General features: G+C 60.3%; 28 protein-coding genes, 1 tRNA gene and 2 pseudogenes. 14 read left to right on the forward strand and 17 right to left on the reverse strand.

The window, feature by feature from the left end; all coding sequences use genetic code 11:
* The 6 genes and pseudogenes from MPJ51_RS00910 to MPJ51_RS00935 form a co-directional block, all read left to right on the forward strand.
* Positions 1-189: pseudogene (locus MPJ51_RS00910) on the forward strand (ABC transporter ATP-binding protein); the annotation flags it as partial.
* A gap of 254 nt (positions 190-443) precedes the next feature.
* Positions 444-773, forward strand: a complete 330-nt coding sequence (locus MPJ51_RS00915; RefSeq protein ID WP_298381106.1) for a hypothetical protein — start codon at positions 444-446, stop codon at positions 771-773.
* 181 nt (positions 774-954) lie between these two features.
* On the forward strand, positions 955-1308 hold the full coding sequence (locus tag MPJ51_RS00920) for a hypothetical protein (RefSeq protein WP_298381107.1): 354 nt from the start codon (positions 955-957) through the stop codon (positions 1306-1308).
* Positions 1309-1422: 114 nt separating this feature from the next.
* Complete coding sequence (locus MPJ51_RS00925; RefSeq protein WP_298381108.1) at positions 1423-2433, forward strand: branched-chain amino acid ABC transporter permease; 1011 nt, start codon at positions 1423-1425, stop codon at positions 2431-2433.
* Complete coding sequence (locus tag MPJ51_RS00930; RefSeq protein ID WP_298381109.1) at positions 2430-3743, forward strand: branched-chain amino acid ABC transporter permease; 1314 nt, start codon at positions 2430-2432, stop codon at positions 3741-3743. Before MPJ51_RS00925 ends, MPJ51_RS00930 begins: the two co-directional genes overlap by 4 nt.
* Before the next feature lie 184 nt (positions 3744-3927).
* Entirely contained in the window at positions 3928-4182 is a 255-nt protein-coding gene (locus tag MPJ51_RS00935) for a hypothetical protein (RefSeq protein ID WP_298381110.1), read from the forward strand.
* Between the two features lie 41 nt (positions 4183-4223).
* On the opposite strand, the gene MPJ51_RS00940 is transcribed toward MPJ51_RS00935, so the two are convergent.
* On the reverse strand, positions 4224-5771 hold the full coding sequence (locus MPJ51_RS00940; RefSeq protein ID WP_298381111.1) for a helicase HerA-like domain-containing protein: 1548 nt from the start codon (positions 5769-5771) through the stop codon (positions 4224-4226).
* A 453-nt stretch (positions 5772-6224) separates the two neighbouring features.
* Between MPJ51_RS00940 and MPJ51_RS00945 the strand changes: the two genes are divergently transcribed.
* Entirely contained in the window at positions 6225-6818 is a 594-nt protein-coding gene (locus MPJ51_RS00945) for an invasion associated locus B family protein (protein ID WP_298381112.1), read from the forward strand.
* Between the two features lie 53 nt (positions 6819-6871).
* On the opposite strand, the gene MPJ51_RS00950 is transcribed toward MPJ51_RS00945, so the two are convergent.
* Genes MPJ51_RS00950 through MPJ51_RS00965 form a run of 4 tightly spaced genes read right to left on the reverse strand, consistent with a single transcriptional unit; the run spans position 6872 to position 11108 of the window.
* Positions 6872-8080 carry a beta-ketoacyl-[acyl-carrier-protein] synthase family protein gene (locus tag MPJ51_RS00950; RefSeq protein WP_298381113.1) on the reverse strand — a complete coding sequence of 403 codons (1209 nt, stop codon included), beginning with the start codon at positions 8078-8080 and terminating at the stop codon, positions 6872-6874.
* A gap of 8 nt (positions 8081-8088) precedes the next feature.
* On the reverse strand, positions 8089-8346 hold the full coding sequence (locus tag MPJ51_RS00955) for an acyl carrier protein (protein WP_298381114.1): 258 nt from the start codon (positions 8344-8346) through the stop codon (positions 8089-8091).
* Positions 8347-8378: 32 nt separating this feature from the next.
* Positions 8379-9470, reverse strand: coding sequence for a UDP-3-O-(3-hydroxymyristoyl)glucosamine N-acyltransferase (gene lpxD, locus MPJ51_RS00960; RefSeq protein ID WP_298381115.1), 1092 nt, complete (start codon positions 9468-9470; stop codon positions 8379-8381).
* A 36-nt stretch (positions 9471-9506) separates the two neighbouring features.
* Positions 9507-11108: a L,D-transpeptidase family protein gene (locus MPJ51_RS00965; protein ID WP_298381116.1), complete on the reverse strand. Its 1602-nt coding sequence runs from the start codon at positions 11106-11108 to the stop codon at positions 9507-9509.
* A 336-nt stretch (positions 11109-11444) separates the two neighbouring features.
* Between MPJ51_RS00965 and MPJ51_RS00970 the strand changes: the two genes are divergently transcribed.
* Positions 11445-12014, forward strand: coding sequence for a DUF882 domain-containing protein (locus MPJ51_RS00970; protein ID WP_298381117.1), 570 nt, complete (start codon positions 11445-11447; stop codon positions 12012-12014).
* 119 nt (positions 12015-12133) lie between these two features.
* On the opposite strand, the gene MPJ51_RS00975 is transcribed toward MPJ51_RS00970, so the two are convergent.
* From MPJ51_RS00975 to MPJ51_RS01020, 10 genes are all read right to left on the reverse strand, one after another.
* A tRNA-Arg gene (locus MPJ51_RS00975) sits at positions 12134-12210 on the reverse strand.
* 181 nt (positions 12211-12391) lie between these two features.
* A complete protein-coding gene (locus tag MPJ51_RS00980) occupies positions 12392-13612 on the reverse strand; it encodes a cysteine desulfurase (RefSeq protein WP_298381118.1) in 1221 nt (406 codons plus the stop codon).
* A gap of 13 nt (positions 13613-13625) precedes the next feature.
* The gene (locus MPJ51_RS00985; protein WP_298381119.1) at positions 13626-14189 is read right to left on the reverse strand and encodes a YIP1 family protein; all 564 of its coding nucleotides are present in this window, start codon (positions 14187-14189) and stop codon (positions 13626-13628) included.
* Complete coding sequence (locus MPJ51_RS00990; RefSeq protein ID WP_298381120.1) at positions 14186-14671, reverse strand: YIP1 family protein; 486 nt, start codon at positions 14669-14671, stop codon at positions 14186-14188. The genes MPJ51_RS00985 and MPJ51_RS00990 overlap by 4 nt, the downstream gene beginning before the upstream one ends.
* Positions 14671-15951, reverse strand: coding sequence for a Fe-S cluster assembly protein SufD (gene sufD, locus MPJ51_RS00995; RefSeq protein WP_298381121.1), 1281 nt, complete (start codon positions 15949-15951; stop codon positions 14671-14673). Before sufD ends, MPJ51_RS00990 begins: the two co-directional genes overlap by 1 nt.
* Entirely contained in the window at positions 15951-16706 is a 756-nt protein-coding gene (sufC, locus tag MPJ51_RS01000) for a Fe-S cluster assembly ATPase SufC (RefSeq protein ID WP_298381122.1), read from the reverse strand. The genes sufD and sufC overlap by 1 nt, the downstream gene beginning before the upstream one ends.
* A gap of 185 nt (positions 16707-16891) precedes the next feature.
* Positions 16892-17377 (reverse strand): hypothetical protein, encoded by a 486-nt coding sequence (locus MPJ51_RS01005; RefSeq protein WP_298381123.1) that lies wholly within the window; start codon positions 17375-17377, stop codon positions 16892-16894.
* Between the two features lie 196 nt (positions 17378-17573).
* Positions 17574-19094 carry a Fe-S cluster assembly protein SufB gene (sufB, locus tag MPJ51_RS01010; RefSeq protein WP_298381124.1) on the reverse strand — a complete coding sequence of 507 codons (1521 nt, stop codon included), beginning with the start codon at positions 19092-19094 and terminating at the stop codon, positions 17574-17576.
* 18 nt (positions 19095-19112) lie between these two features.
* The gene (locus tag MPJ51_RS01015) at positions 19113-20156 is read right to left on the reverse strand and encodes an aminotransferase class V-fold PLP-dependent enzyme (RefSeq protein WP_298381125.1); all 1044 of its coding nucleotides are present in this window, start codon (positions 20154-20156) and stop codon (positions 19113-19115) included.
* Between the two features lie 52 nt (positions 20157-20208).
* Positions 20209-20667, reverse strand: coding sequence for an Rrf2 family transcriptional regulator (locus tag MPJ51_RS01020; RefSeq protein WP_298381126.1), 459 nt, complete (start codon positions 20665-20667; stop codon positions 20209-20211).
* A gap of 189 nt (positions 20668-20856) precedes the next feature.
* On the opposite strand from MPJ51_RS01020, the gene MPJ51_RS01025 reads away from it, so the two are divergent.
* From MPJ51_RS01025 to MPJ51_RS01035, 3 genes are read left to right on the forward strand one after another with little or no spacing between them, the layout of a single operon-like run.
* Positions 20857-21510, forward strand: a complete 654-nt coding sequence (locus MPJ51_RS01025; RefSeq protein ID WP_298381127.1) for an alpha/beta hydrolase — start codon at positions 20857-20859, stop codon at positions 21508-21510.
* On the forward strand, positions 21510-21755 hold the full coding sequence (locus MPJ51_RS01030; protein ID WP_298381128.1) for a hypothetical protein: 246 nt from the start codon (positions 21510-21512) through the stop codon (positions 21753-21755). The genes MPJ51_RS01025 and MPJ51_RS01030 overlap by 1 nt, the downstream gene beginning before the upstream one ends.
* Entirely contained in the window at positions 21752-22915 is a 1164-nt protein-coding gene (locus MPJ51_RS01035) for an HD domain-containing protein (protein WP_298381129.1), read from the forward strand. Before MPJ51_RS01030 ends, MPJ51_RS01035 begins: the two co-directional genes overlap by 4 nt.
* Positions 22916-22970: 55 nt before the next feature.
* Here MPJ51_RS01035 and MPJ51_RS01040 read toward each other — a convergent pair whose 3' ends face one another.
* Positions 22971-23102, reverse strand: a complete 132-nt coding sequence (locus tag MPJ51_RS01040; RefSeq protein WP_298381130.1) for a hypothetical protein — start codon at positions 23100-23102, stop codon at positions 22971-22973.
* Positions 23103-23283: 181 nt separating this feature from the next.
* On the opposite strand from MPJ51_RS01040, the gene MPJ51_RS01045 reads away from it, so the two are divergent.
* Entirely contained in the window at positions 23284-23619 is a 336-nt protein-coding gene (locus MPJ51_RS01045; RefSeq protein WP_298381131.1) for an SMR family transporter, read from the forward strand.
* 76 nt (positions 23620-23695) lie between these two features.
* Entirely contained in the window at positions 23696-25513 is a 1818-nt protein-coding gene (typA, locus tag MPJ51_RS01050; RefSeq protein ID WP_298381132.1) for a translational GTPase TypA, read from the forward strand.
* A gap of 230 nt (positions 25514-25743) precedes the next feature.
* Here typA and MPJ51_RS01055 read toward each other — a convergent pair whose 3' ends face one another.
* Positions 25744-25920 carry a hypothetical protein gene (locus tag MPJ51_RS01055; protein ID WP_298381133.1) on the reverse strand — a complete coding sequence of 59 codons (177 nt, stop codon included), beginning with the start codon at positions 25918-25920 and terminating at the stop codon, positions 25744-25746.
* Between the two features lie 31 nt (positions 25921-25951).
* Here MPJ51_RS01055 and MPJ51_RS01060 point away from each other — a divergent pair.
* Positions 25952-26414: pseudogene (locus MPJ51_RS01060) on the forward strand (hypothetical protein); the annotation flags it as partial.

Genomic DNA, 26414 nt, shown 5'->3' on the forward strand with positions numbered 1-26414 from the left:
CTGTTCGACCGGATCATCGAGGTGTCGCGCACCGGGTTGCCGATCCTGATGGTGGAGCAGAATGCCCGTCAGGCGCTTGAAATTGCGGACAAAGGGTATGTTCTGGTGCAGGGGCGGAATGCCTTTTCCGGCACCGGCAAGGAACTGCTGGCCGATCCGGAGGTTCGGAAGAGTTTCCTCGGGGGCTGAGGGGAAGTAAATCGGCACTCTGACAGGCTCAGGTGCGCTTGAAGCGACCTCAGACCGTTCCTGTTCGCGCGTTTCGGCACGACCTTCAACATATATCCCCGCGTCCCAAGATTTTCACGGCGCGGCTGCAATCCGGTCACATTGTCCCTTTAGCGCCTCGGCGCAGGAAGGAAGTGATGTCACGGTTAGGGCCTTCAGGCACCCCGTGACGCTGGCGGGCCTTCTGCAACAAGAACCATAATTCAGGACGAACAATGAAAAAATGGATTTGCGTGGCTGCGGCCACCCTGTTCGCGACCGCATCTTATGCGGAAGAAAAGGCATTTACCTGCGTGTCGGATCGCGATGGCAGCGAGGTGCGGCTGAGCCGTGCGGCCGAGGGCGACAAGGGCCGTATCGAGACCAAGGACATGGCGGAAGATGCGATGGTCTTCAAAGGCGTTGGTAACATGACGTTCGTATATATCGAGGGCACAAGCGTCATGACCTTCGTCGTGAACTATGATGACATGTCATATGATCTGTCGATCAAGGGGCCCGGTGCGGGCACGGATCGTGGCGCCTGCCAGGAAACCAATGCCTGAACCAACAGTTATATCTGGATATATCAAGAGGTTGTGATGATACCTTACATCCTCTTTCCTCAGCCCAAAGCTGACTTAGGTGTGGGTCAGCGGCCCCAGACCCAGCCGCCGACTATCACTTGAAATTCCGCCTGACTCATGGGGTTCTGTGGGTCCGGCGGCCAGAACAAAGGTACCCCCGATGAAGAAACTGATTGCGCTGACGCTTGCTGCCGCCCTGCCCTCACTTGCCTATGCGGCGGATGGCGGACCTCTGGACGGGGCTGATTTCGTGGTGATCTGCGTCTCGGACAAGGACGGTGGCACGGTCACGCTGGCGCGGTCGGGGGCGACGGATACCGGCTTTATCGACGCCGACAAAATCCGGGGCGAGGCCAAGATCCTGCCGGGCGTCAACTCGCTGACCTTTTTGCATATCAAGGATCAGGACGTGGTCACCTTTGTGGTGGATTTCGAAGACCTAAGCTATGACATGTCGATCAAGGGCCAGCATGTGGCCAATGACCGGGGTACATGTCAGGACCCGGTGAGCTAAGCGGGCAACATCCCCCACTGACCCAAGGGCATATGGTAAAAAAGAGGACACATATTGTTGTGTCCTTCTTTATCGTCATGCCATAAAGCCGCACGGGGACAGTGGGAAGAATTCATGGACTTACTAAACGCGTTAGTCGCCTTGGCTAACTTTGTCATCGTGCCAGCGGTTGCTTATGGCAGTCAGCTGGCGCTGGGTGCGCTGGGCGTGACCCTGATCTACGGCATCCTGCGATTTTCGAACTTTGCCCATGGCGACACGATGGCTTTTGGCGCGATGCTCGCCGTGCTGGTGACATGGGCGCTGCAGGCCGCCGGGGTCAGTTTCGGGCCGCTGCCAACCGCCCTGCTGGCGCTGCCTTTTGCCATTCTGGGCTGTATCATTCTGGTGCTGATCACCGACCGGCTGGTCTATCGCTTTTACCGGGAACAAAAGGCCAAGCCGGTCATTCTGGTGATCGTGTCGATGGGCGTGATGTTCATCATGAACGGGCTGGTGCGGTTCATCATTGGACCCGATGATCAGAGGTTCTCTGACGGCGCGCGGTTCATTGTTTCGGCCCGTGATTTCAAGGCGATGACCGGGCTGCGGGAGGGGTTGGCGATCAAGACCTCACAAGGCATCACCGTGATCGTGGCCGTTGTCGCGGTGGCGCTGCTGTTCTGGTTCCTGAACAAGACCCGCACGGGCAAGTCGATGCGCGCCTATTCCGATAACGAGGATCTGGCGCTGCTGTCCGGCATCAACCCCGAGCGTGTGGTGATGATCACCTGGATCATCGTCGCGGCACTGGCGACCACGGCGGGGGTGCTTTATGGGCTGGATAAGAGTTTCAAGCCGTTCGTCTATTTCCAGCTGCTGCTGCCGATCTTTGCCTCGGCCATCGTGGGCGGTTTGGGCAATCCGCTGGGGGCCATCGCGGGCGGGTTCATCATCGCATTCTCCGAAGTCACCATCACCTATGCGTGGAAAAAGGTGCTGACCTATGTGGCGCCGGAAAGCCTCGCACCATCAGGATTGGTGCAGTTCCTGTCCACCGATTACAAATTCGCGGTCAGCTTTGCCATCCTGCTGATTGTGCTGCTGTTTAAGCCCACGGGTCTGTTCAAGGGGAAAGTGATATGAGCGAACCCGTCAAAAATACGCTGCTGTTCGTCGTTGTTGGCGGTCTGATCCTGCTAACCGGGTTCACGCAAAGCTGGAACGCCGCCATCCTGATCCTGAACATGGGGCTGATCTCGGCCATCATGTCGATTGGGGTGAACCTGCAATGGGGGTTTGCCGGGCTGTTTAACGTCGGCGTTATGGGCTTTGTCGCGCTGGGCGGGCTGGCGGTTGTGCTGGTCTCGACCCCGCCCACGCCGGGGGCTTGGTCCGGTGGGGGCTATGGCGTGATCCTGGCGCTTTTGCTGGGTGCTGCGACGGTGGTTGCGGCGGTAATGGTGGCGCAGAAAATGCCCAAGGGGCGTGCGCAGACCTTTGCGATTATCGGCATCCTCGTCGTCGGATTCTTTGTCTACCGCGCGATCTTTGATCCCAACGTCGCTACGATTGAGGCCATCGACCCCGCCGTCGCGGGCCATCTGGGCGGCCTGAACCTGCCGGTCCTGCTGGCCTGGCCTGCGGGCGGTCTGCTGGCAGCCGGGGCAGCGTGGCTGATCGGCAAGACAGCTTTGGGTCTGCGATCCGACTATCTGGCGATTGCGACGCTGGGCATTGCCGAGATCATCATCGCGATCATGAAAAACGAGGATTGGCTGGCCCGGGGGGTCAAGAATGTCTATGGCCTGCCCCGCCCTTCACCCGTCGTGGGCTATGAGGTCGAATTGCAGCAGGACCCCGGCTTCCTCGCCCGCGCCGAATGGTTCGGGCTGGACCCGGTGACCGCCTCGACCCTGTCGGTCAAGCTGGGCTATTCGCTGCTGTTCTTGATCGTGCTGCTGGTGCTGCTGTGGATGGCGCAGATGGCGCTGAAAAGTCCCTGGGGTCGCATGATGCGCGCCATTCGCGACAACGAGGTCGCGGCCGAGGCGATGGGCAAGGACGTCACCCGCCGACACCTGCAGATCTTCGTGCTGGGTTCTGCCATCTGTGGCATCGCAGGCGCGATGATGACCACGCTGGACGGACAACTGACACCCGGCACCTACAACCCGCTGCGCTTTACCTTCCTTGTCTGGGTCATGGTGATCGTTGGCGGATCGGGCAACAATTTCGGCGCGGTTCTGGGTGCATTCCTGATCTGGTTCCTGTGGGTTCAGGTCGAACCCATCGGCTTGTGGCTGATGAACCTGATCACCGCCGGGATGTCCGATGGTAGTGGCCTGAAGGCACATCTGATCGAAAGCGCCGCGCATATGCGCCTGTTTACCATGGGTCTGATCCTGCTCATTGTTCTCAGATTCAGCCCAAGGGGGCTGATCCCCGAAAAATAGGCAGGATATCAATAATGTTAACCAAACCGCGCCATTCTATCGGCGCGGTTTCTTGTTTTGGTGGTTAAAAAAGAATAAAGGGGCATACCGCAACCACCAAACCCGCGGGACTTACTGGACGGGACCACAGCCTGTCAGGATTTAACGATCAAGATGTTGACCACAGAAAGAGCACCGTAATTCCATGAACAAACCACTCAAATCCCTTTCGCTTCTGGCCGTCTCTCTGGTCGCGCTGACCGCCTGTATTCCGACCCCCGAAGAGCTGGAGACCACACCGGTCAAGGTCAACACCCCCGAGGGCGTGGTGACCTGTCAGCTGTACCGCCATGACCGCGTCACCTGGGACCGGGCGATTGATTTCCCGGCCACCAAGATGTCGGTGCAGAAGGCGGACAGCTATTGCCGGCAGGAAGGCCTGCGCCGTCTGGGCAAATAATCACCCGCGCCCCGCCTGACGTTGCGCGGGGCGCGCGCGCCTTATCGGTTCTTGAACAACCCGCCCAGAATGCCGCGTACAATGCGGCGCCCTGTGGTGCCTTTGAGTTCCTTGATGACAGCCTGGCTCATGGCGCTGGCAAAGGTGTCTTTGCGCCGTGATAGCCGGGATGAGGACCGCCCGACCCGACTGCCGGAATAACGACGGGCCGAGGCATATTCGCGTTCCATCGGGCTTTGCTGGTCCACCACCTCTTCGGCCTCGGCAGCTGCCGCCTCTTGCGCGGCGGCATCGGCACGGGCCTGCAGGATCTCAAAGGCTGATTTGCGGTCAATCACCTGATTGTATTTGGCCCCCATCGGCGAGGCTGTCAGAATCGTCTGCCGCTCACCCTCGGTAATCGGCCCCAACTGGGACCCCGGCGGACGGATCAGGGTCCGTTGGACGATGCCGGGTATCCCCTTTTTCTGCAGCATCGAGGTCACGGCCTCTCCCACGCCCACCTCGCGAATGGCGGCTTCGGTGTCGAAATCGGGGTTCTCGCGATAGGTCTCGGCCGCCAGCCGCAGGTTCTTGCGGTCGCGCGCGGTGAAGGCGCGCAGGGCGTGTTGCACGCGGTTGCCCAACTGCCCCAGAATATCCTCGGGGATGTCCGCCGGGTTCTGGGTGATGAAATAGACGCCAACCCCCTTGGAGCGGATCAGCCGCGCCACCTGTTCCACCTTGTCGATCAGCACCTTGGGCGCGTCATCGAACAGCAGATGCGCTTCGTCAAAGAAAAACACCAGCTTGGGTTTGTCGGGGTCACCAACCTCGGGCAATTCCTCGAACAGCTCGCTCAGCAGCCACAGCAGGAAGGTCGCATAAAGACGCGGCGCGCCCATCAACTTGTCCGAGGCCAGGATATTCACCATCCCATGCCCGTTCTCATCGGTGCGCATCAGGTCGGACAGTTCCAGCGCCGGTTCACCGAACAGGTTGGTCCCGCCCTGATTTTCCAGCACCAGCAACCGCCGTTGAATGGCCCCGATCGAGGCGGTCGAAACATTGCCGTAGCGCAGCGAAAGTTGCGCGCGGTTCTCGCCGATCCAGACCAGCAGTGCCTGCAAATCCTTGAGGTCCAACAGCGGCATGCCTTCCTCGTCCGCGACGCGGAAGGCGATGTTCAGGATGCCCTCCTGCGCCTCGCTCAGCTCCATCAGGCGTGACAACAGCAGCGGTCCCATCTCGGTCACCGTGGTGCGCACCGGGTGACCCTGTTCACCGAAAAGGTCCCAGAAGGTCACCGGACAGGCCGCGTAAGAAAACTTGTCAAACCCGATCCGCGCCGCACGGTCCTGAAAGGCTTGATGCAGCTTGTGCCCAGCACTGCCCGGCAGAGCCAACCCCGACAGATCCCCTTTGACATCGGACAGGAACACCGGCACGCCCGCTTGCGAAAACCCTTCGGCCAGAATTTGCAGTGTCACGGTCTTGCCCGTCCCCGTGGCCCCGGCAATCAGCCCGTGGCGATTGGCGTATTTCAGGGCCAGCCCCTGCGCCTGCCCATAGTCCGGCCCACCGCCGCCGATGAATATCTTGTCTTGCATGAAAAACCTGTCCCAGTTCTACCGATCTGGACCAAGCATACAAAGTTAACCTTTGGCTGCGATAGTCAATTTGCCCTTGCTGCGGTTTTGCCCGTGACGGGGGCAACTTCCTCCCTGTCGACTGGCCGTGCCTTCGGGCACGGCTTTTTTTCGATCCCGCAGCGTTAAAAAACGACAAATGGCGGATTAAAATTGGTGGATAGCTGTTGACCGCCGGGGTTCGCTTTCGTAACGTCTGCGCATAACTAAGTCGGCCAGTCCGACGGGGAGATACAATTCGGGAAGGGAGCCGCTCCACCGGCTCCCTTTTCCTATTGATAAACATGAAGTTGGCCCCCGTTGTTTCGGCGGATTTCCGTTCAAATCCATGCGCAGAGGCCGGTTTGAACCTGACATTGCGGGTTTAGGGTGGTAGAGGGAAGCAAAAGCTGGATCAGCATGAAAGAGGCATTCATGATCAGGAACCTTGTCCCCCTTACCTTGGCCGCAGCAACCCTGTTGGGCACCGCCGCAATCGCGCAGGAAACGACTGAGACGCAGACCGACCAATCTCAGGCCGGAAGCGGTCTGGATCTGGGTGAAACCGGCCCCCGCGTGGGCGAGCAATATGTCAAAGAGAAATCCGGGGCCTGGAACGTGTCCTGCCTCAAGGCCGAGTCTGGTGAGGACCCCTGCGCCATGGTTCAGGTGATGAACGGCGCCCAGGGCGATCCGATTGCCGAGGTCACCGTGGGCAAGCTGCCCGCCGGTGGCGCGGCGGTGGCCTGGGCCAATGTGGTGGTCCCGCTGGAAACCCTGTTGCAGGCGCAACTGGCGATCTCGATCGATGGCGCACCGCGCAAACTGTATAATTATCACCACTGCATTCCGGTTGGCTGTCTGGCGCAGCTGGGTCTGACGCAGGGCGATATCGACGCGATGAAATCGGGCTCCAAGGCGGTTCTGTCGCTGGTTCCGGCCCGCGCGCCCGATCAGGTTCTGAACATGGATATGTCGCTGAGCGGTTTTACCGCGGCCTATGACCAACTGGGCGTCAACGTGAACTGACAGGGCGCGGCAGCACCTTTTTCAAAGCCGCCGCAAATCTGTGGCGGCTTTCTTTATGCCCGTTTCAGCGCCAGAACAGCGTTCAGACCGCCAAAGGCAAACGCGTTGCTCAGCGCAACATCGACCTTGGCCTCGCGCGCCTCGTTCGGGACCACGTCCAGCGCGCATTCCGGATCGGGTTCTTCATAGCCAATCGTGGGCGCAATCACCCCGTCGCGCAGGGCCATGATACAGGCCAGCAGTTCAACTGCACCAGTGCCGCCGATCAGGTGCCCGTGCATCGATTTGGTGGATGAGATCATCAGATCATCCGCATGCGGACCAAACACATCCGCCACAGCGGCGCATTCGGTCTTGTCATTGGCAAGCGTACCGGTGCCGTGGGCGTTGATATAGCCCACATCGCTGGCGTTCAGCCCGGCATCGGCCAGCGCCCCCGCCATTGCCCGCGCCGCGCCCTGTTTGCTGGGCATCACGATGTCCGAGGCGTCCGAGGACATGGCAAACCCCACAACCTCGCACAGGATGTCCGCGCCGCGCGCCTTGGCGTGGTCGTAATCCTCGAACACGAACACTCCGGCCCCTTCGCCCTGCACCATACCGTTGCGGTTGGCGCTGAATGGCCGGCAGGCGTCTTTGGACATGACCCGCAACCCCTCCCACGCTTTGACCCCGCCAAAGCACAGCATGGATTCCGAGCCGCCGGTGATCATCGCAGGCGCTGCCCCGCTGCGCACCATCTGAAACGCCTGCGCCATCGCGTGGTTCGAGGACGCGCAAGCGGTCGAGACCGTAAAGCTGGGGCCTTTCAGGTTATGTTCCATCGACACATGGCTGGCAGCGGCGTTGTTCATCAGTTTGGGCACCACAAAAGGATGCACCCGGTTCTTGCCGTCCTCATAGACCGACCGGTAATTGTCATCCCAGGTCGATACCCCGCCCCCGGCAGTGCCCAGCACAACGCCCGAGCGCGCGGCCAGGTCGCCGTGGAACACCAGCCCGGACTGGTCAATCGCCTCTTTCGCGGCGGTCAGGGTGAATTGGGTGAACCGGTCATACAGCGTCATCTGCTGGCGGTTGAACCGCCCTTCGGCCTCGAACCCGCGCACCTGACCGCCGATCTTGATGGCCAGCCGGTCCACATCGCGAAACTCCAGCTCAGAAATGCCGCAGCGGCCTTCGCGCATCGCCTCTAGCGTATCGGGCACCGAATGGCCCAGCGAGTTGATGGTGCCGGCCCCCGTAATGACAACGCGTTTCATCGGGGCTGTCAGACCTTTTCCGCCACAAGCTTTTCGATCCCCGCGATGATCGCCGCCACATTAGTGATGTCGAAATCCCCGGCGGTGGGCTCATTGGCGTTGAAGGGGACCGAAATGTCGAACTCTTCTTCGATGGCAAAGATGCTCTCGACCAGACCCAGGCTGTCGATGCCCAAATCTTCGAGCGTGCTGTCGGGGGTCACGTCCGAAGGCTCTAGTACGGCCTGCTCGGCGATGATTGCGATGACGCGGTCGCTGATGCTCATGTCGATCCCCTGATTGTCGCGTTGGCGATGATTTACTCGCTCGGCGGCCGTTTGAAAACCGCCTTTTTCAGCGTCTCGACGTCACGCGCCAGACGTGGCAGGCGGCGCTGCGCTTTGTAAATATCCGTGTGGCTTTCCATTTTTATGCCGGGATAGCCCATGATGACCCGTCCGGCGGGCACATTGGACAGGATTTTCGTACCGCCACCCGAAATCACACCATCGCCAATAAAGATATTGTCCACCACGCCGGTCTGGCCGCCCAGCACCACGTTGTTGCCGATCTCGACCGAGCCCGAAACCCCCGTCTGCCCGCACAGCAGACAATCGCGCCCGACCCGGGTGTTGTGCCCAACATGCACGAGGTTATCCAGTTTCGAGCCGTCGCCGATCATCGTGTTGCGGATCGTGCCGTTATCGACTGTACAGTTGGAACCAACCTCGACATCGTCGCCGATCTGCACCGCACCCAGTGAGTGGATGCGCATCCAGGTCTGCGCCTTGGCATCCCCCTGATCCCCCATGGTTTTCCGGGCGTTTTCCGCGCCCGAAACCTCGGGCGTGACATAGCTGAACCCGTCGCCGCCGATCCGCGCACCGGGTTGCGCGATGAAGCGATCACCGATGATGGCCCGGGCGCCGATGCTGACCATTTCGCGCAGCGTGGCGTTGTTGCCCAGCGTCGCATCCATACCGATGACGCAATGCGCGCCGATCACCGCGCCCTCACCAATCACCGCCCGCGCGCCCACAACGGTGAGCGGACCGATCGAGGCGCCCTCGCCAATCTCGGCAGTCGGGTCGATCACGGCGGACGGGTGAATGCCCGGTGCGATCCCCTGCCCCCGGTCCAGCATCGCGGTGATTCCCGCCATCGCCATGCGCGGACGTCCGACAAAGATCGCGGCCTCAAGGCCCAAAGCCTGCCAATCCGCGCCTTCCCACAGCACAGCCGCGCGGGCGGACCCGGCGGCCAGCGCCTCGGCATATTTCGGTGACATCGCCATGGCCAGATCGGTGGGACCGGCATCGCCGGGCTCAGCCGCGCGCAGGATGGTCAGGCCGGTCTGGCCAGCGGCTTCGGCCCCGATGGACTGGGCAATCTGTTCAACGGTGTACTGCATGCGTGGGCTTCCTTGTGGCAGGAGTCGCCCCCGTGATTACCCCTGAACGTCGGGCAGGACCACCCCTGCCTTTTGCAACGCCGCCCAGATCTTGCGATCCCGGTCATAGACATCGCGGCGATACTGCACATCGCCCTTGGGTCCGATATAGGCGGTCCGGTAAATCAGATGCACCGGGACGGGTTGTTCCAAAGGCACCGTGGTTTCCCGGCCCGAGGCCAGAACCCGTTGGAAAAACGCCTTCGGGTCCTCGCGCTGACGGGCCAGCAGGGCATAGGCAAATTCGAACGGTTGCGCCAGACGGATACAGCCATGCGAGAACGCCCGAACCTCACGCGAGAACAGGGATTTCTCAGGCGTATCATGCAGATAGATGTTGTACTTATTGGGGAACATGAACTTCACCAGCCCCAGCGCATTTCTGCTGCTGGGCGGTTGCTTCATCGCAAACGGAAAGTTCCGCGCAGTGAATTGGGTGAAATCCACAGCCGACCGGTCAACCTGCCGCCCGCTGCGGTCGGTGATCTGCAGATGGCCCACCGCGTTCGGGTTGGCTTGCAGTTTCGGCAGATATTCCTTGGTGATGATCGAGCGCGGCACATGCCAGCTGGGATTGATCACCATATGCTCCATCACGTCCGAAAACTCGGGGCTGCGGCGGTCATGAGTATTGCGGCCGATGACAGCGCGGGTTTCAAACGTCACCCGCCCTTCATCAACGATCTTAGCCGAGAAATCGGCCTGATTGACCAGAATATGCCGCGTGCCACGGTCCTCGGGCAGCCAGCGTTCGCGTTCCAACGCCACCAGCACCGATTTCAACCGGTCCGAGACCGGACGGTTCAGCTCGGTAATCGTGCCCTGGCCTGCCACCCCGTCCGAGGCCAGCCCGTGGGCGGTCTGAAAGGATTGCACCGCCGCCAGCAATGCCACGTCGAATTCGGGGCTGGCGGTCGGTTTCATATACCCCATGCGCACCAACCGGTTGCGCAGCTTTATGACATCCGGGCCTGTATCGCCCAGCTCCAGCTTGGTCACCGGCACCGTCGCGCCCCAACCGCCCTGTGTCATCAGATGTTCCAGCGCGATCTTCTGTTTCATCAATGCCCGGTATTGCGGGGTCTGCGGCGTCAGCCGTGCAATATATTGCCCCGCCGGAGCCGCCATCAGCGCCTGCAAATGCTCCAGATCCGAGCGCCGCTCGACCTTGCGGACAAGCCCTTCATCGACCTGAGACGGCGTGACAGTTCCGCCACGCAAGTCATTGGCATATTTCAGGAAAACTTGCGTCAGCTCGGCCTCGATCTGACCCAGATCACGGATCGAGCGCGCCTCTTGCATGCGGTCGGTCAGTGATTGAACATCATATCTGCCTTCGGGCAGCCCATGCAGATCGGTGGTGGACAGCGCCTTGATCAGCGCCGCGCGCCGGGCCGCATGGTCCGGAGTATCCCCAACCCAGATCGGTTCGAACCCCTGTTCGCGATAAAACGCGGCAATGCCTTTTTGCCCCTGGGTTGTCTCGGCCACGGCCAGTTGAAAGGCCGTATTTGCCGTATCGGCCCGGGCCGATGAGACAGAAACCGCAAAACAGGCGGCAACGAGAAAACTGGTACATGTCCGAAACACTGAGGGCATGGGATGTCCTTGGTTATTCAACAACTTCGTGGCCCCATTGCATGAGGCGTTCAGAAAATAATGTTGCGCCCCATCGGGGATGTCTATTCACAAATTCATCACTTAGATGCATCTTTCGCCCCGTGATGCGCGTTTGCATCGTGTGCGACGAATCTGTGCAGGCTTGCATCAATTGCGCAAAAAACTGCCGAAAATTCCCCCTTGATTTAGCAATTCTCAAAGACTCCTTGGCGGTCGAATCCAACTGTGCAATAAATCCCGCATCTGGGATGGGGAAAATTAAGAAGGCGCGCGTAACATCGTGCGCAGGCAGGAACAGTACGGGACGAACAAGAAATGACCAAGAGCAGTACCTCGGGCCTGACCCGGCGTGCCCTATTGGGCGCATTCGCAGCCACAGCCGTTGTGGCAGCCCCCACCTACTCTAACGCAGCAGGGTTCCTTCGCGGCGGCGGTGATATCCGCCGCATCCGTATGTATTCGGGCCGCACGGGCGAGCGGATCGATATGGTATATTGGGTCGATGGCAAATATATCAAGGACGCTGTCAAGGAAGTGAACCACTTCATGCGCGACTGGCGCAGCGATCAGGTCAAGCAGATGGACCTGCGCACCATCGACATCATGGCCGCATCGCACAATCTGCTGGATGCCAGCGAGCCTTATATGCTGCTGTCGGGCTATCGCTCCCCCCAGACCAACGCCATGTTGCGCTCAAAATCCCGCGGTGTTGCGCGCAATTCGCTGCACATGAAAGGTCAGGCCGCCGACCTGCGCCTGTCTTCCCGGTCCGTTTCGCAAATGGCCAAAGCCGCCATGTCCTGCCGCGCCGGTGGCGTCGGGCAGTACTACCGGTCGAACTTCGTGCATATGGATTGCGGCGACATCCGAACCTGGCGCGGCTGAACCTCTGCCCCCGTTCCGTACGTAAAACGACCCCCTCGGACCTTCTCCGCAGGGGGTAAATTTTTGCCTGACACGGGGTGTTCGTGCAGCGCATTTTTCAAAGCCGATACAAGAGAAGATGGCGCACCTGAGAGGATTCGAACCTCTGGCCTCTGCCTTCGGAGGGCAGCGCTCTATCCAGCTGAGCTACAGGTGCCTTGAGGGTTAGCTACCCTCGTTCCGGATCAGGTGCAACTGCAAATCCGCATTGCAGCCGCGCCTTTTGCCAGACGCTTATAGCCTTCCGAGAAAAAAATTGAATCGCCAATACCCTGTCATGCCTTCGGCATTCTCGGGACATTGGCGATACATTATGCGTCAGCGTTTTCTCGAAACGCTTAGGCAAACAGATCATGCGCCAGTTCCAGCGCGTCGATCAGCGTGTCGACCTCATCTGTGGTGTTGTAAAGACCAAAGCTGGCGCGGCAGGTCGCCGTGACGCCAAGATGATCCATCAGTGGTCCGGCGCAATGGTGCCCGGCTCGCACGGCCACGCCCTTTTTGTCCAGAATGGTCGAGACGTCATGGGCGTGCCCTGCCCCGTCCAGCGTAAAGCTGAAGATTGCCGCCTTGTTCGAAGTGGTGCCTTGCACTTGCAACCAGTTCAGCCCGGTCAGGCGTTGCATGGCGTAGTCTCGCAAACCGGCCTCATGCGCTGCAATCGACTCCATGCCCAGATCCATCATGTAATCCAGCGCCACGCCCATGCCGATGGTCTGCACGATACCGGGGGTTCCGGCCTCGAACTTCATGGGTGGATCATTGTAGATCACCTGATCTTTCGAGACCTCCTTGATCATGTCGCCGCCGCCGATGAAGGGGCGCATCTCGGCCATGCGGTCCGATTTGATATAGATCGCGCCGGACCCCGAGGGGCCGTAAAGCTTGTGCCCGGTGATCGCGTAAAAATCGCAGCCGATATCGGCGACATTGACCGGCATATGCACCGCGCCCTGGCTGCCATCGACCAGAACCGGCACGCCCTTGGCATGGGCGCCTTCGGTGATCGCCTTCACGTCCACCACGGTGCCCAGAACATTCGAACATTGCGTAACCGCCACCAGCTTGGTCTTCGGCCCGATCGCATCAATGACAGCCTGCGGGTCCAGATGGCCCGCCGCGTCCACATCGACCCATTTCAGCACCACGCCCTGCCGTTCGCGCAGGAAATGCCAGGGCACGATATTGGCGTGATGCTCCATCACGCTGAGGACGATCTCATCCCCGGCTTGCAGGCGTGGCATAGCCCAACCGTAAGCGACCAGATTGATCCCCTCGGTCGTGCCGGAATTCAGGACGATCTCATCCTCGTCCGGTGCGCCCAGAAACCGGGCGACGGTGCCGCGCACGGATTCGTATTTCTCGGTCGCCAGATTGGACAGGTAATGCAGCCCGCGATGGACGTTGGAATATTCATGCGCATAGGCCTGCGTCACCGCGTCGATCACCACCTGCGGTTTCTGGGCCGAGGCGCCATTGTCCAGATAGGTCAGCGGCTTGCCGTTCACCTGCCGCGACAGGATCGGAAAGTCAGAGCGGATTTTCTGCACATCGTACATGGGTCGTATTTCCCTATTCCGGCACGTTTGGAACCAACAGAAGGACAAATGGAATGGCCGCAAGCCCCGAGGCCAGGATCACCAGAAAGGATTTCCCCAGCGACCCGAACTGATGCGCCTGATTGAGGAAATGCAAGGTGATGTAAAGGCTGAAAAGGCTCATCGCAAGGATCATCGGGCGCAGCATCGCGGGCATGATCAGCACCAGTACAAAAATCGCGACCTGCGCCGCGATCTGCAGAAATTGCAGCCAGACAATCAGGGCCATGACCCCGTCGAATGTGCCTGCGCCACCGAACAGGCGACCGACCAGGAAAAAGGCACAGATGCTCAGCATCAGCGCCGCGGCCGAGATCGCCAGAACCTGCCAGACCGGATCGGGTGGAAACAGCTCGGGGTCGATGGTCTGATAGAACAGGTTCGCCGCCGACTGGACCAGCGTGTTCAGCACGACCGCCAGCGAAAACGCCAGCCACAGCACATCGCGCTTGGGGCAGTTTGCCAGAACGAACCGCGCGGCCTCGGCCGGTTTGGCCACCGTCAGAACCGCCAGGCTGCGCGCGTTGACCGGGGTCATTTCGCGCGCCTTTCCGCCTGAACAAGGCCCGAGATCCAGAACCACAGGAACACCGCAAACCAGATTGCCCCGACAAGGTTCAGCGCAGGTCCCGGTCCGATGAACCCGGCGACCAGCCCGTTCAACAGGACCAGAGGGGTCGAGGCCAGCAATGCCCAGAACAGGGCCAACCGTGCCCCGTAAGCCGTTCCCGCCCCGCCGAACAGTTTTGCCGCCAGATGCGACAGCCAGCCCAGGCAGTAAAACAGCAAGGGCAGGATGATGACCGTGCCCAGAAGGGCCCCGCCCATCTGCATGCTCAGGTCCAGCCCTTCCAGATGCGCTTTGCGGGAAAGGGCCGGCAACCGTGCGATGAAGGCGATGACGCAGAAAGACATCACCAAGGCCAGCGAGCGGTCCTCTCGCTGCCCCATATCCAGCAACCGGCGCACCACGCGCCCCGGGCCCCGATAGGTGGCCACGATATCTGCGGTGACCGGCATCAGCTGCGGCGTGCCAGCCACTCTTGCAGGCGGGATACGATGACTTCGGCCAGCGCCTCATCCTCGATCTCATCCACGGCTTCGGCCAGGAAGGCCAGCGTCAGCATGTCGGTGGCGTCCTTGGTCGGTACCCCGCGCGAGCGCAGGTAGAACAAAGCCGTCTCGTCAATCGCGCCCGAAGTCGAGCCGTGCGAACAGGCCACATCATCGGCGTAAATCTCCAGCTCGGGCTTGGCGAGGAACTGGCTGTCATCGTCCAGCAGCAGCGACTGGCTGATCTGGTAGCCGTCGGTTTTCTGAGCACCCTCTTTCACAAGGATTTTGCCCTGAAATACGCCGGTCGCGCCGTTGCGCAGAACCTTCTTGAACACCTGACGGCTTTCGCAATTCACCGCGTCATGGGTGACAAAGACCGTGTCGTCATGGTGGAACTCACCATCACCGACGCAGGCACCGGCCACATGGGCCACGGCATCATCGCCGGTCAGTTCGACCACCTGTTCGTTGCGCGTCAGCACGCCATTCACGGTCAGGGTGAAGGACTTGTAAACCGACTCGGTGCCCATACGGGTGAACATATGGGTCGCCGCGCGGCGCTGATGGTCGCGGCCCTGCGCGCGGATGTGATGCAGGGTGCCGCCATCGGCGATGTCGATCTCCATGCATTTGTTGAAGCGCGACGCCGCCGGGCCGTTTTCGAGGATCGTCACCTCGGCCCCGGATTCCACGCGGATCACATGGTGCAGGATCGCATCCGAGGTCTCGGATGCGTGACGATAGATCAGGCTGATCGGGCGCGAAGGCTTGCCGGTCACATGGATCGCCACCCCGTCCGAGGCATAGGCCGTGTTCAACGCGGCCAGCGGGCGCTGCACCGGGGTCTGGCCCCGCGCTTCCAGCACGCCGTACAATTCCTTGGCCCAGTGGATATCCTTGCAGCAGATATCCTCCAGCCGGTCGATGGAGACGCCTTCCATGGTCAGATCATCCGACGCCTCGGCGCTGAACACTCCGTCGATGAAGACGATTTTCAGCCGGTCGAACTCGTGAAACATCATCGGTTCGTCGGTTTCGAACAACGCGGCACTCGGCGCCTCGGCCGAGATCAGCGTGTCGGGCCGGGTGTATTTCCAATACTCGTCACGCCGTCCGGGCAGACCCATCTCGCGCAGACGAGCCAGCGCGGCCTCGCGCGCTTTGCGGGTGCACCCGGCATCCGGCATGGTCAGGGCGGCAAGCCGCTCTTCCGTGGCGGTCTGTTTCGCTTGCGGCAGGGCCATCAGTTCACCTCGGCCAGAATGTCGGCATAGCCGTTATGTTCCACCTCAAGCGCCAGATCAGGGCCGCCGGTCTTCACGATGCGCCCGTCGGCCATGATGTGCACCACGTCCGGTTTGATGTGATCCAGTAGGCGCTGATAGTGGGTGATCACCAGAAAGCTGCGCCCTTCGTCGCGCAGCGCATTCACGCCTTCGGACACCAGCTTCATCGCATCCACATCAAGGCCCGAGTCGGTCTCGTCCAGGATGCACATCTTGGGTTCCAGCATCGCCATCTGCAGGATTTCGTTGCGCTTTTTCTCACCGCCCGAAAAGCCCACATTGACCGGACGCTTGAGCATATCCGCGTCGATCTTCAACGATTTCGCCTTGGCCCGGATGACCTTCAGGAAATCCGCTGCCGACAGTTCGTCTTCGCCGCGCGCCTTGCGTTGCGCGTTCACGGCGGTGCGCAGGAAGGTCATGTTGCCCACGCCGGGGATTTCGACCGGATACTGGAAGGCCAGAAACAGACCAGCGGCGGCGCGTTCTTCGGGTTCCAGATCCAGCAGATCCTCGCCCTCCAAAGCGGCTGATCCGGCGGTGACCTCATACCCGTCGCGGCCCGACAGCACATAGCTGAGCGTCGACTTGCCCGACCCGTTCGGCCCCATGATCGCATGGACCTTGCCAGGTTCGACCGTCAGATCGACGCCCTTGAGGATTTCCTTTTCCTCTTCCTCAAGTTTGACGTGCAGGTTCTTGATTTCCAGCATTTTTTACCTCGTAGATACGATTGCCATCAGCGGGACGGCTTTGTTTTTGGAACCACACAGCCCGGCCTTGAGCGCCGCTGGGTAAACCGCGCTCTGCCGAGACATGTCATGGCTAATTTCAGAATTGATCAGTGCGCCGCCCCAAGCCCCCACGGGCTGGTCATGGGGCTGGCGAGAATACGCAGTCAGCCAAGCTCGATTGTCAGGGTGAACAGCTGAATGCTTTTGGGTTCGGTGTGTTTCTGGATGAACTCCACCCAGTCCGGCCCATACACATTTTCGAACCAGTCCGGATTGGCCCAGACCGCGTTGTGAAACGTGAAGGTCGTAAACATCATCCCAAGCGCGCTGGCGCTGGCAAACTCTTTGCCGTTCCCTTTCAGCAGGAAGGAAATCAGGAAGACCGCCCCGAAGGCGATGCCAAATCCGATGAAGTCCTGAGCGTTGCCCTGTGCCTGTCCCGGCAATCCGACCAGCCGATACTGGACATAGCGCGACAGAAACAGCGCGCCGACGCCCACCGCAAACGCCCCGATGAAGCCTGCCGGATAGGCGAGACGCCGCAACAGGCTGTCCCCCTGCGTTTTCGGCTTTTGCTTGGAGCTTTCCTGAACCTTTGCATTGATGCGCGCCACACGGTCCTGAAAGTCGGATTTCTGTTCTTCCATCATTTCGGCCGCCACTTGCACAAACGCTATACACGCGCCTGCCTACCAAGCGAGAATACCCAAGGCAACGCGCAATCTGAGGGTGAATGATGCCGCCCTGCCCGTCATGGGCAGATCGCGGCAACACTCGTTCGCCTCGGGAACGCGTCGTCCCGTGCAGCTCGGGGCTGGTTATGTTCAGGCAGGGCAGCATGGTGTCTTAGCCGACCGAGCCTTCAAGGCTGATCGCCACCAGTTGCTGCGCCTCCATGGCGAACTCCATCGGCAGCGCTTGCAGGACGTCCTTACAGAACCCGTTGACGACCAGTGCCACGGCCTCTTCCTCGTCCATGCCACGCTGGCGGCAATAGAACAGCTGATCGTCATCCACCTTGGATGTGGTCGCCTCATGTTCAACGCGCGATGAGTTGTTCTTGACCTCGATGTAAGGCACTGTATGCGCACCACATTTATCGCCGATCAGCAGGCTGTCACACTGCGTATAGTTACGCGAATTCTTGGCCTTCGGGTGCATCGACACCAGCCCGCGATAGGTGTTCTGCGCCTTGCCCGCGCTGATGCCTTTCGACACGATGCGCGACTTGGTGTTCTTGCCCAGATGCACCATCTTGGTGCCGGTATCGGCCTGCTGCATGTTGTTGGTGATGGCGATCGAATAGAACTCACCCTGGCTGTCATCGCCGCGCAGAATGCAGGACGGGTATTTCCAGGTCACCGCCGAGCCGGTTTCAACCTGCGTCCACATCACCTTGGACCGGTCACCCCGGCAATCGGCGCGCTTGGTCACGAAATTGTAGATACCGCCCTTGCCGTTCTCATCCCCGGGGAACCAGTTCTGAACGGTCGAGTATTTCACCTCGGCATCTTCTTCGATGATGATCTCAACCACCGCCGCGTGCAGCTGCGCGGTGTCGCGCTGCGGTGCGGTGCAGCCTTCCAGATAGGACACATACGACCCCTTGTCGGCGATGATCAGGGTGCGTTCGAACTGACCGGTGTTTTCCGCGTTGATACGGAAATAGGTGCTCAGCTCCATCGGGCAGCGCACACCCGGTGGGACATAAACAAACGAGCCGTCCGAGAACACCGCCGAGTTCAGCGTGGCATAGTAGTTGTCCGACACCGGCACGACCGAGCCGAGGTATTTCTTCACCAGCTCAGGATGCTCGCGGATCGCCTCGGAGATCGAACAGAAGATGACCCCGGCCTTCTTCAACTCGGCCTGAAAGGTGGTGCCGACGGAAACCGAGTCGAACACCGCGTCCACGGCCACCTTACGGCCTTCGGCGGGCGCATCTTCGGCGCCCTCGACCCCGGCCAGAATCATCTGTTCTTTCAGCGGGATACCCAGCTTTTCGTATGTGGCCAGCAGCTTGGGGTCGACTTCATCCAAAGACTTGGGCTTAGTCTCCATCGACTTGGGCCGGGCATAGTAATACTGGTCCTGAAAGTCGATCTTGGGATAGGTGACCATGGCCCAGTCAGGCTCATCCATCTGGGTCCAGCGTTCAAACGCGGACAAACGCCATTCGGTCATCCATTCGGGTTCGTCATTCTTCTCCGAGATCAGCCGGACAATATCCGGGTTTACGCCCTTGGGCGCATATTCCATCTCGATCTCGGTTTCCCAGCCGTATTTATACGTGCTGACCTCGCGCACCGCATCCACGGTTTCCTGATCGACACCTTCTTTTACCTGGGTCTGGTCCAAAGCGGCCATATGACACCCTCCGTCAGATCACGCGGCCCGCGCGTGATGCTTTTTCTCTTTTTCCAGCCACGTTTCGGCGAAACGCAGCACATCTTCTTTTGTCGTCTCCGGCCCCAGCGACACGCGCACCGCGCTTGCTGCTGTCAGATCGTCATAGCCCATGGCTGTCAGAACCGCGCTGGCCTTCACTTTGCCGCTGGAACAGGCCGAGCCCGCACTGATCGCAAAACCGGACAGATCCATCTGCATGACCTGCGTTTCACCCTTCCAGCCGGGTGTGGCAAAACACAGAGTATTCGGAAGCCGGTCCTGATCTTTCCCGACAAAAATAGTAGATTTGGACCCAGCCTCAAGAGCGTTTTCTAGAATATTTCTAAGTTCCGCGACTTTTTCCCAAACGCCATTTGCCAGATCGCGTGCCGCTGCTTCAGCTGCGGCCCCAAACCCCGCGATTCCAATGACATTTTCCGTACCCGAGCGGCGACCCATTTCCTGACCACCGCCTTTGATCGCAGCCGCCAGATCGGTGCCGCGTTTCATCACAACCGCGCCGATGCCCTTGGGACCGCCCAGTTTATGGGCCGAAATCAGCGCCATCTGCGCCCCCAGCCAGTTGAACGCAACGGGCAATTTGCCAAAAGCCTGCGTCGCATCCGTCACCGCCAGCCCATCCGGCAGGCGCTGCACAATGCCGGTTTCCGAATTGGCCAGTTGCAGGGTCGAGGTCGCAGGGTCCGTCACCGTCACCTGCCCTGACGCGGCAACCGCCAAGCTGCCATCACTCCACGCCCGCACCGCGTCATGTTCCACCGCCGCGCCATGCAGCCCGCGACCGGCTAAAACCAGCGCCGCGCCTTCGGTCGCACCCGAGGTAAAGACGATATCCGCGCCATCCGCCCCAAAAGCCGATGCGATCTGCGCCCGCGCCTTCTCGATCACCGCCTTGGCTGCCCGCCCTTCGGCGTGAACCGAGGACGGATTGCCCACCACATCCATCGCCGCAATCATCGCGGCGCGGGCTTCCGCCCTCAATGGGGTGGTGGCGTTATGATCCAGATAAATGCGTGTCACGGATACATCTTTTCCATCAGACTTCTTGCGGCCTGCCTTACGCCGTATGGGTTCAGTCGTCCACCACTGCAAACAGGCTGGGCACCGCGGGGCATGGGGCCAGATCGTTCTCAATCACATCCGACAACCGGGTTTGGTGCAGGAAAACATAGACATGCGCGGACAGGCTTTCCCACAGGCGGTTGGTCAGTGATTGCGCCCTGCTTCCAGACGACGCACCCGACGCGCCCGCGCCTTTTTGCATCGCATCGACGGTTTCATCCACAGCGGCCAGAATTTGCACCACGCGAATATCCGAGGCAGGACGCGCCAGCTTGTACCCGCCGCCGGGGCCACGGACCGAAGACACCAGCTCGGCCCGGCGTAGTTTCACGAACAGCTGTTCGAGATAGGGCAGCGATATGTCCTGACGCTCGGATATCTCACCCAGGGTCACCAGCTTGTCCGCCGGTTGCAGCGCAATATCGGCCAGCGCAACCATCGCATATCGACCCTTGGTAGACAGCTTCATGACATTCCCCCCACATTCCAACCGGTAAGATCAGCGCGAAAACATTGACGCCGCCGCAGCCAGTGCGTATCTCCCACTGACAGCGTTTTCGCGCGACCCAATCGTAATTAGAACCGTTCTAAGGTGCCCGACGATAACCGTCAAGTATATCCGGGGGCCAAGGCGTCAAAAAACAGGACCAATGCACACATGCCCGAGGTGATTTTTCCCGGACCCGAAGGCCGTCTGGAAGGCCGCTACCACCCGCAAAAGGAAAAAGACGCACCGATCGCCATCGTGCTGCACCCGCATCCTCAGTTCGGCGGGACCATGAACAACAAGGTGGTCTATAACTTGCATTACGCCTTCTACAACATGGGCTTCACCGTGTTGCGCTTCAATTTCCGCGGCGTTGGCCGCAGCCAGGGTGAATACGATCAGGGCGTGGGTGAGCTGAGCGATGCCGCCTCGGCGCTGGATTACCTGCAGTCGATGAACAACAACTCGAAACATTGTTGGGTCGCGGGTTTTTCCTTCGGCGCGTGGATCGGCATGCAACTGCTGATGCGCCGGCCCGAGATCACCGGGTTCATCAGCGTCTCGCCGCCTGCGAACATGTATGATTTCTCGTTCCTGGCGCCTTGCCCGTCTTCCGGTCTGATCATCAACGGATCGTCCGACCGGGTGGCCCCGCCTGCCGATACCACCGCGCTGGTCGGCAAGCTGCATGAACAAAAGGGCATCACCATCACCCATAATGAGGTCGAAGGCGCCGATCACTTCTTCCAGGATCGCCACATGGACACGCTGATGACCGATGTGACGGATTACGTGAAACGCCGCCTGACCGAGAACACGCGCTGATGTCTGACACGATCTCGACCCTTGCCGCCAAATTGGCAGAGGACACCATGAAGGTGATGGACGAAACCGGGGATGACCGGTTCTTTGTCGAGGTCGGTGAGGAGCTTGGCGCGTCCTCGCAATCACTGGAGGAAGCGTTTCTGACGGAAATCCGCGTGCGTCTGGCCGAGCGCAAGGTGCGGCGGTTTCTGGTCAAACGGCTTTCGGCGCATCGCTCGAAACTCAAGGCGATTGAAAAGAAATGACCGAACGGCTCTCCGCCCAGATCGCGTTCCTGAAACGGGCGGATGCGCTGAAAACGGTCGAGCGGGCGAACACGCTGCTGGATCAGTCCCGCCCCGAGAACTCTGCCGAACATAGCTGGCATCTGGCCTTGTGGGCGCTGGTGATGGCCCCCTTGGCCGGACCCGGGGTGCAGATCGACCGGGTGATCCGCATGTTGCTGCTGCATGATCTGGTCGAGATCATCGTCGGCGATCACCCCATTCACCTGTCCACCGACTGGACCGCCGTCGCCGAGGCCGAGCAATCCGCCGCGCGCGATCTGTTCGGCCTGTTGCCCGATGATCAGGCCAAAGACTTCATGGCCCTGTGGCAGGAGTTTGAGGCGGATGAAACCGCAGACGCCCGTTTTGCCAAGATCCTCGACCGCTGCCAGCCCTTGTTTCAGGTGCTCTGTTCGCCGCAACCGCGCGCCGATCATATCGACGTGGTACGAGGTAATCTGAACGGCGGACGCGCGGCCTATCTGGCCGAGACCTTCCCGCTGGCCCATCAGCACGCGCATGCTTTGCTGTCGGGCAGCCAACCCGAGGCCAACCCGTTCACCACCCGCCTGCCCTTTCTGACCGAGGCGGATCAGTTGAAATCGGTGATGCGCGCCTCACGCCTGATTGCCAGTGACAGGTTCGAAAACTCGGCGGAACATTCCTGGCACATCATGCTCTATGCCTGGGTGCTGGGCGAATATGGTGACGCGGGCGTGCAGATTGACCGGGTGCTGCAAATGCTTCTGCTGCACGATATCGTGGAAATCGACGCCGGAGATCACCCGATCCACGGTCAGGTCGATCACGCGGCACAGGAAGCCAAGGAACAGGCCGCCGCCCAACGCCTGTTCGGCCTGCTGCCCAAAGACCAGCGCGCGGGCTTTACCGCGCTGTGGCAGGAATTCGAAGACGCGCAATCCACTGACGCCCGCTTTGCCAAGGCCGTCGATCGGTTTCAAACCCCCATTGCCAACCTCGCCAATGGCGGTGGGTCATGGGTCGATTATGACGTGACCTATGCCCAGCTAGAGGCCCGCGTGCGCCCCGCCATAACAACCGGCGCCCTGCCCCTGTGGGATTGGCTGGACCCGCAACTGCGGAGCTATTTCGCAGCCCACGCACCTGAAACCGCCTAAAAAATGAAAAAAGGAGCCCGAAAGCTCCTTTTTTACTGACGTTTTTGACGGGTTTTCAAACTGTAATACCCGACAACTGATCAACCTTCTGGGCTGCATCCATATCGACGGACCCCCCGTCTGCAAGCCACCCCAGCACCACAATCAAAAACGACAAGACGATGACTGATTTTGCAAATGTGGTCATATCGAAACTCATTAATCAAAAAACCGAAACACTTAGACCGTCTAACACGAACCCCGGCACCCGGGATAGTCGGGTTTACCTGACCTTTGGTCAGCTCTCGCACTGATTGCAAAGGGAAAATCCCTTGCCCAGATCATGCGATCTGTGGTCAACAAAGCCGTCACCAGACAGCGAGACGGCCATGCCCAAAACCTATCTAATCCTTTTGCTGGCCGTCGCGGCCGAGACCATCGGAACCACCGCCCTTCAGGCCAGCCAACAATTCACCCGATTCTGGCCCACCGTGGTGGTCATCCTTGGATATGGCTGCGCCTTCTACCTGCTGGGCCTGACGCTAAAGGTGATGCCCGTGGGGATCGTCTATGCCATCTGGTCCGGGCTGGGCATCGCCATGATCGCGCTGATCGGATTTGTCGTCTTTGGCCAAAGGCTCGACTGGCCCGCGATCCTGGGGTTGGTGCTGATCCTGGGCGGTATTCTGGTGATTCACCTGTTTTCCGAAACCGCAAGCCACTGATCACCGGTTAGGGCTGGTATATTTCGCCGCGCCGCGTTATGCGCGCGGCAACTTCCCGTTCAAAGGCTGACCTCTCATGGACCTGCGCAATATCGCAATCATCGCTCACGTGGACCACGGCAAGACAACGCTGGTGGATGAGCTGCTTAAACAATCCGGCGCGTTCCGGGAAAATCAGGCCGTGGCGGAACGCGCCATGGACAGCAATGATCTGGAACGCGAACGCGGCATCACCATTCTGGCCAAGGCCACAAGCGTTGAATGGAAAGGCACGCGGATCAATATCGTCGATACCCCCGGCCACGCCGATTTCGGCGGCGAGGTCGAGCGTATCCTGAGCATGGTTGACGGTGTGGTTCTGCTGGTCGACGCTGCCGAAGGACCGATGCCGCAGACCAAATTCGTCACCTCCAAGGCGCTGGCGTTGGGCCTGCGCCCGATCGTGGTGCTGAACAAGGTGGACAAACCCGATGCCGAGCCCGACCGCGCGCTGGACGAATGCTTTGATCTGTTCGCCAATCTGGGCGCCGACGACAACCAGCTGGATTTCCCGGCCATGTATGCCTCGGGCCGGTCCGGCTGGGCCGATATGGAATTGGACGGTCCCCGCAAGGATCTGACCGCTTTGTTCGACCTGGTCGTCGATCACGTCCCCGCCCCGCAACAGGCCGAGCGCAAGGATGAGCCCTTCCGCATGCTGGCGACAACTCTGGGCAGCGACCCGTTCATCGGGCGCATCCTGACCGGTCGCGTGGAAAGCGGTACTCTGAAAGCGGGCGACAGCCTCAAGGCGCTCAGCCGTGACGGCACTTTGATCGAGAACTTCCGCGCCTCGAAAATCCTGGCCTTCCGGGGTCTGGCGCAACAGCCCATCGACGTGGCCGAGGCCGGCGACATCGTCACCATCGCGGGTATGAGCAAGGCCACCGTGGCGGATTCGCTGGTGTCCCCGCAGGTGGAAGAGGCCCTGCCTGCGCAGCCCATTGACCCGCCCACCATCACCGTGACCTTCGGCATCAACGATTCCCCTCTGGCGGGTCGTGACGGCAAAAAGGTCCAGTCCCGCGTCATTCGCGACCGCCTGATGAAAGAGGCCGAATCCAACGTCGCCATCCGCATCACCGACACCCCCGGCGGCGAGGCCTTTGAGGTCGCAGGCCGTGGCGAATTGCAGATGGGTGTTCTGATCGAGAACATGCGCCGCGAAGGGTTCGAACTCAGCATCTCGCGCCCGCAGGTTCTGTTCCGCGAAGAAGACGGCCAGCGGCTGGAGCCCATCGAGGAAGTCACCATCGACGTGGATGACGAATTCTCGGGCGCGGTGATCGAAAAGATCACCGGCGCGCGCAAGGGTGAACTGGCCGAGATGCGCCCGGCAGGTGCGGGCAAGACCCGGATCATCGCCCACGTGCCCTCGCGCGGGTTGATCGGCTATCATGGTGAGTTCCTGACCGACACACGCGGCACCGGCGTTCTGAACCGTGTCTTCCACGGCTGGGCCGCGCATAAGGGCGCAATCCCGGGCCGTCGCGCAGGCGTTCTGATCTCGATGGAGAACGGACAGGCCGTGGCCTATGCGCTGTGGAACCTCGAAGAACGCGGCCGCATGTTTGTCGGCCCGCAGGCGGATGTCTATCAGGGCATGGTGATTGGCGAGCATTCGCGCGACAACGATCTGGAAGTGAACCCGCTGAAGGGCAAGAAGCTGACCAACGTGCGCGCCAGCGGCTCGGACGACGCGGTGCGGCTGACCCCGCATATCCAGTTCTCGCTGGAAGAGGCGATTGCCTATATCGACGATGACGAACTGGTCGAAGTCACCCCCAACGCCGTGCGCCTGCGCAAACGCTATCTGGACCCGCATGAGCGCAAGCGGATGGCCAGATCGGCCTAAAGACATAAGGAAGAATTAACCCGTACTTGGGAAACAATGGCACTTCTGTGACATTTTTAATTCAATCCTCAAAATAGTGCAAAATCCAAGGCCCGGGCTCCTCCCGGGCCTTCTCTTTGATATTCCACCGTAATTTACGTTAGGTCATCTTTCCGGGCAAAAACGCGGCCTCTCTCGCCTTGTAATTGTGGCAACATTTGGGTGTAGTCACGACCAGAATACGGCGCTGCTCAATCCGGCAGTTCCGAGTGTTTACGAGTTTTGTGGAGGTGCGCTATGCGCATGAAATCAAGGTTACTTTCACTGGTATTTGTTTCTGCTTCGTTGCCGATCCTGTCGTCCGGTGCGGCATACGCATCCGAGATGTGCACGGTCAAAACGGCCAGACAATCGGTATCATCAAACACACTATGCGCCTGCGACGTCGTCAGTTCGCGTATGTTGCGTTACATCCAGCGACGCGCGGATTTTGAGGAAATCCTGCAGCGCACGCTGCTCGACTGTCCCAGATTTGCGGCGGTCCTGACGGATTTCCCGACAGCATCGACCCGTCCCGATACAACGCGTTCGGGTGACGGGCGTGACGATGAGAATCCGCCCGGCACTGGCCCTGGTCCCGATGACGGACCAGGTGGTGATGGACCGGGTCCAGATAACGGCCCCGATGATCCGGATGGCGAAGAGCCCGGCGGTGAGGAACCTGGTGGCGAAGAGCCCGGCGGTGAGGAACCCGGTGGTGAAGAGCCCGGCGGCGAGGAACCCGGTGGTGAAGAGCCCGGTGGCGAGGAACCCGGTGGTGAAGAGCCCGGTGGTGAGGAGCCCGGCGGTGAGGAACCCGGCGGCGAAGAGCCCGGCGGTGAGGAACCCGGCGGCGAAGAGCCCGGCGGTGAGGAACCCGGCG

It is taken from the genome of Ruegeria sp., from assembly GCF_028066395.1.
Classification (GTDB): domain Bacteria; phylum Pseudomonadota; class Alphaproteobacteria; order Rhodobacterales; family Rhodobacteraceae; genus Ruegeria.

Excerpts from the sequence above, each read along its gene's own strand:
- MPJ51_RS00970 (WP_298381117.1), top strand. The coding sequence starts at position 11,445 with ATGACCAAGAGCAGTACCTCGGGCCTGACCCGGCGTGCCCTATTGGGC.
- sufD (WP_298381121.1), bottom strand. The coding sequence starts at position 15,951 with ATGGCCCTGCCGCAAGCGAAACAGACCGCCACGGAAGAGCGGCTTGCC.
- MPJ51_RS01025 (WP_298381127.1), top strand. The coding sequence starts at position 20,857 with ATGCCCGAGGTGATTTTTCCCGGACCCGAAGGCCGTCTGGAAGGCCGC.
- typA (WP_298381132.1), top strand. The coding sequence starts at position 23,696 with ATGGACCTGCGCAATATCGCAATCATCGCTCACGTGGACCACGGCAAG.
- MPJ51_RS00915 (WP_298381106.1), top strand. The coding sequence starts at position 444 with ATGAAAAAATGGATTTGCGTGGCTGCGGCCACCCTGTTCGCGACCGCA.
- MPJ51_RS00945 (WP_298381112.1), top strand. The coding sequence starts at position 6,225 with ATGATCAGGAACCTTGTCCCCCTTACCTTGGCCGCAGCAACCCTGTTG.
- MPJ51_RS00985 (WP_298381119.1), bottom strand. The coding sequence starts at position 14,189 with ATGACCCCGGTCAACGCGCGCAGCCTGGCGGTTCTGACGGTGGCCAAA.
- MPJ51_RS00930 (WP_298381109.1), top strand. The coding sequence starts at position 2,430 with ATGAGCGAACCCGTCAAAAATACGCTGCTGTTCGTCGTTGTTGGCGGT.
- MPJ51_RS00935 (WP_298381110.1), top strand. The coding sequence starts at position 3,928 with ATGAACAAACCACTCAAATCCCTTTCGCTTCTGGCCGTCTCTCTGGTC.
- MPJ51_RS01005 (WP_298381123.1), bottom strand. The coding sequence starts at position 17,377 with ATGATGGAAGAACAGAAATCCGACTTTCAGGACCGTGTGGCGCGCATC.
- MPJ51_RS00955 (WP_298381114.1), bottom strand. The coding sequence starts at position 8,346 with ATGAGCATCAGCGACCGCGTCATCGCAATCATCGCCGAGCAGGCCGTA.
- MPJ51_RS00965 (WP_298381116.1), bottom strand. The coding sequence starts at position 11,108 with ATGCCCTCAGTGTTTCGGACATGTACCAGTTTTCTCGTTGCCGCCTGT.
- sufC (WP_298381122.1), bottom strand. The coding sequence starts at position 16,706 with ATGCTGGAAATCAAGAACCTGCACGTCAAACTTGAGGAAGAGGAAAAG.
- MPJ51_RS00980 (WP_298381118.1), bottom strand. The coding sequence starts at position 13,612 with ATGTACGATGTGCAGAAAATCCGCTCTGACTTTCCGATCCTGTCGCGG.
- MPJ51_RS01045 (WP_298381131.1), top strand. The coding sequence starts at position 23,284 with ATGCCCAAAACCTATCTAATCCTTTTGCTGGCCGTCGCGGCCGAGACC.
- MPJ51_RS00940 (WP_298381111.1), bottom strand. The coding sequence starts at position 5,771 with ATGCAAGACAAGATATTCATCGGCGGCGGTGGGCCGGACTATGGGCAG.
- MPJ51_RS01040 (WP_298381130.1), bottom strand. The coding sequence starts at position 23,102 with ATGACCACATTTGCAAAATCAGTCATCGTCTTGTCGTTTTTGATTGTG.
- MPJ51_RS00950 (WP_298381113.1), bottom strand. The coding sequence starts at position 8,080 with ATGAAACGCGTTGTCATTACGGGGGCCGGCACCATCAACTCGCTGGGC.
- sufB (WP_298381124.1), bottom strand. The coding sequence starts at position 19,094 with ATGGCCGCTTTGGACCAGACCCAGGTAAAAGAAGGTGTCGATCAGGAA.
- lpxD (WP_298381115.1), bottom strand. The coding sequence starts at position 9,470 with ATGCAGTACACCGTTGAACAGATTGCCCAGTCCATCGGGGCCGAAGCC.
- MPJ51_RS01020 (WP_298381126.1), bottom strand. The coding sequence starts at position 20,667 with ATGAAGCTGTCTACCAAGGGTCGATATGCGATGGTTGCGCTGGCCGAT.
- MPJ51_RS00990 (WP_298381120.1), bottom strand. The coding sequence starts at position 14,671 with ATGCCGGTCACCGCAGATATCGTGGCCACCTATCGGGGCCCGGGGCGC.
- MPJ51_RS01030 (WP_298381128.1), top strand. The coding sequence starts at position 21,510 with ATGTCTGACACGATCTCGACCCTTGCCGCCAAATTGGCAGAGGACACC.
- MPJ51_RS00920 (WP_298381107.1), top strand. The coding sequence starts at position 955 with ATGAAGAAACTGATTGCGCTGACGCTTGCTGCCGCCCTGCCCTCACTT.
- MPJ51_RS01035 (WP_298381129.1), top strand. The coding sequence starts at position 21,752 with ATGACCGAACGGCTCTCCGCCCAGATCGCGTTCCTGAAACGGGCGGAT.
- MPJ51_RS00925 (WP_298381108.1), top strand. The coding sequence starts at position 1,423 with ATGGACTTACTAAACGCGTTAGTCGCCTTGGCTAACTTTGTCATCGTG.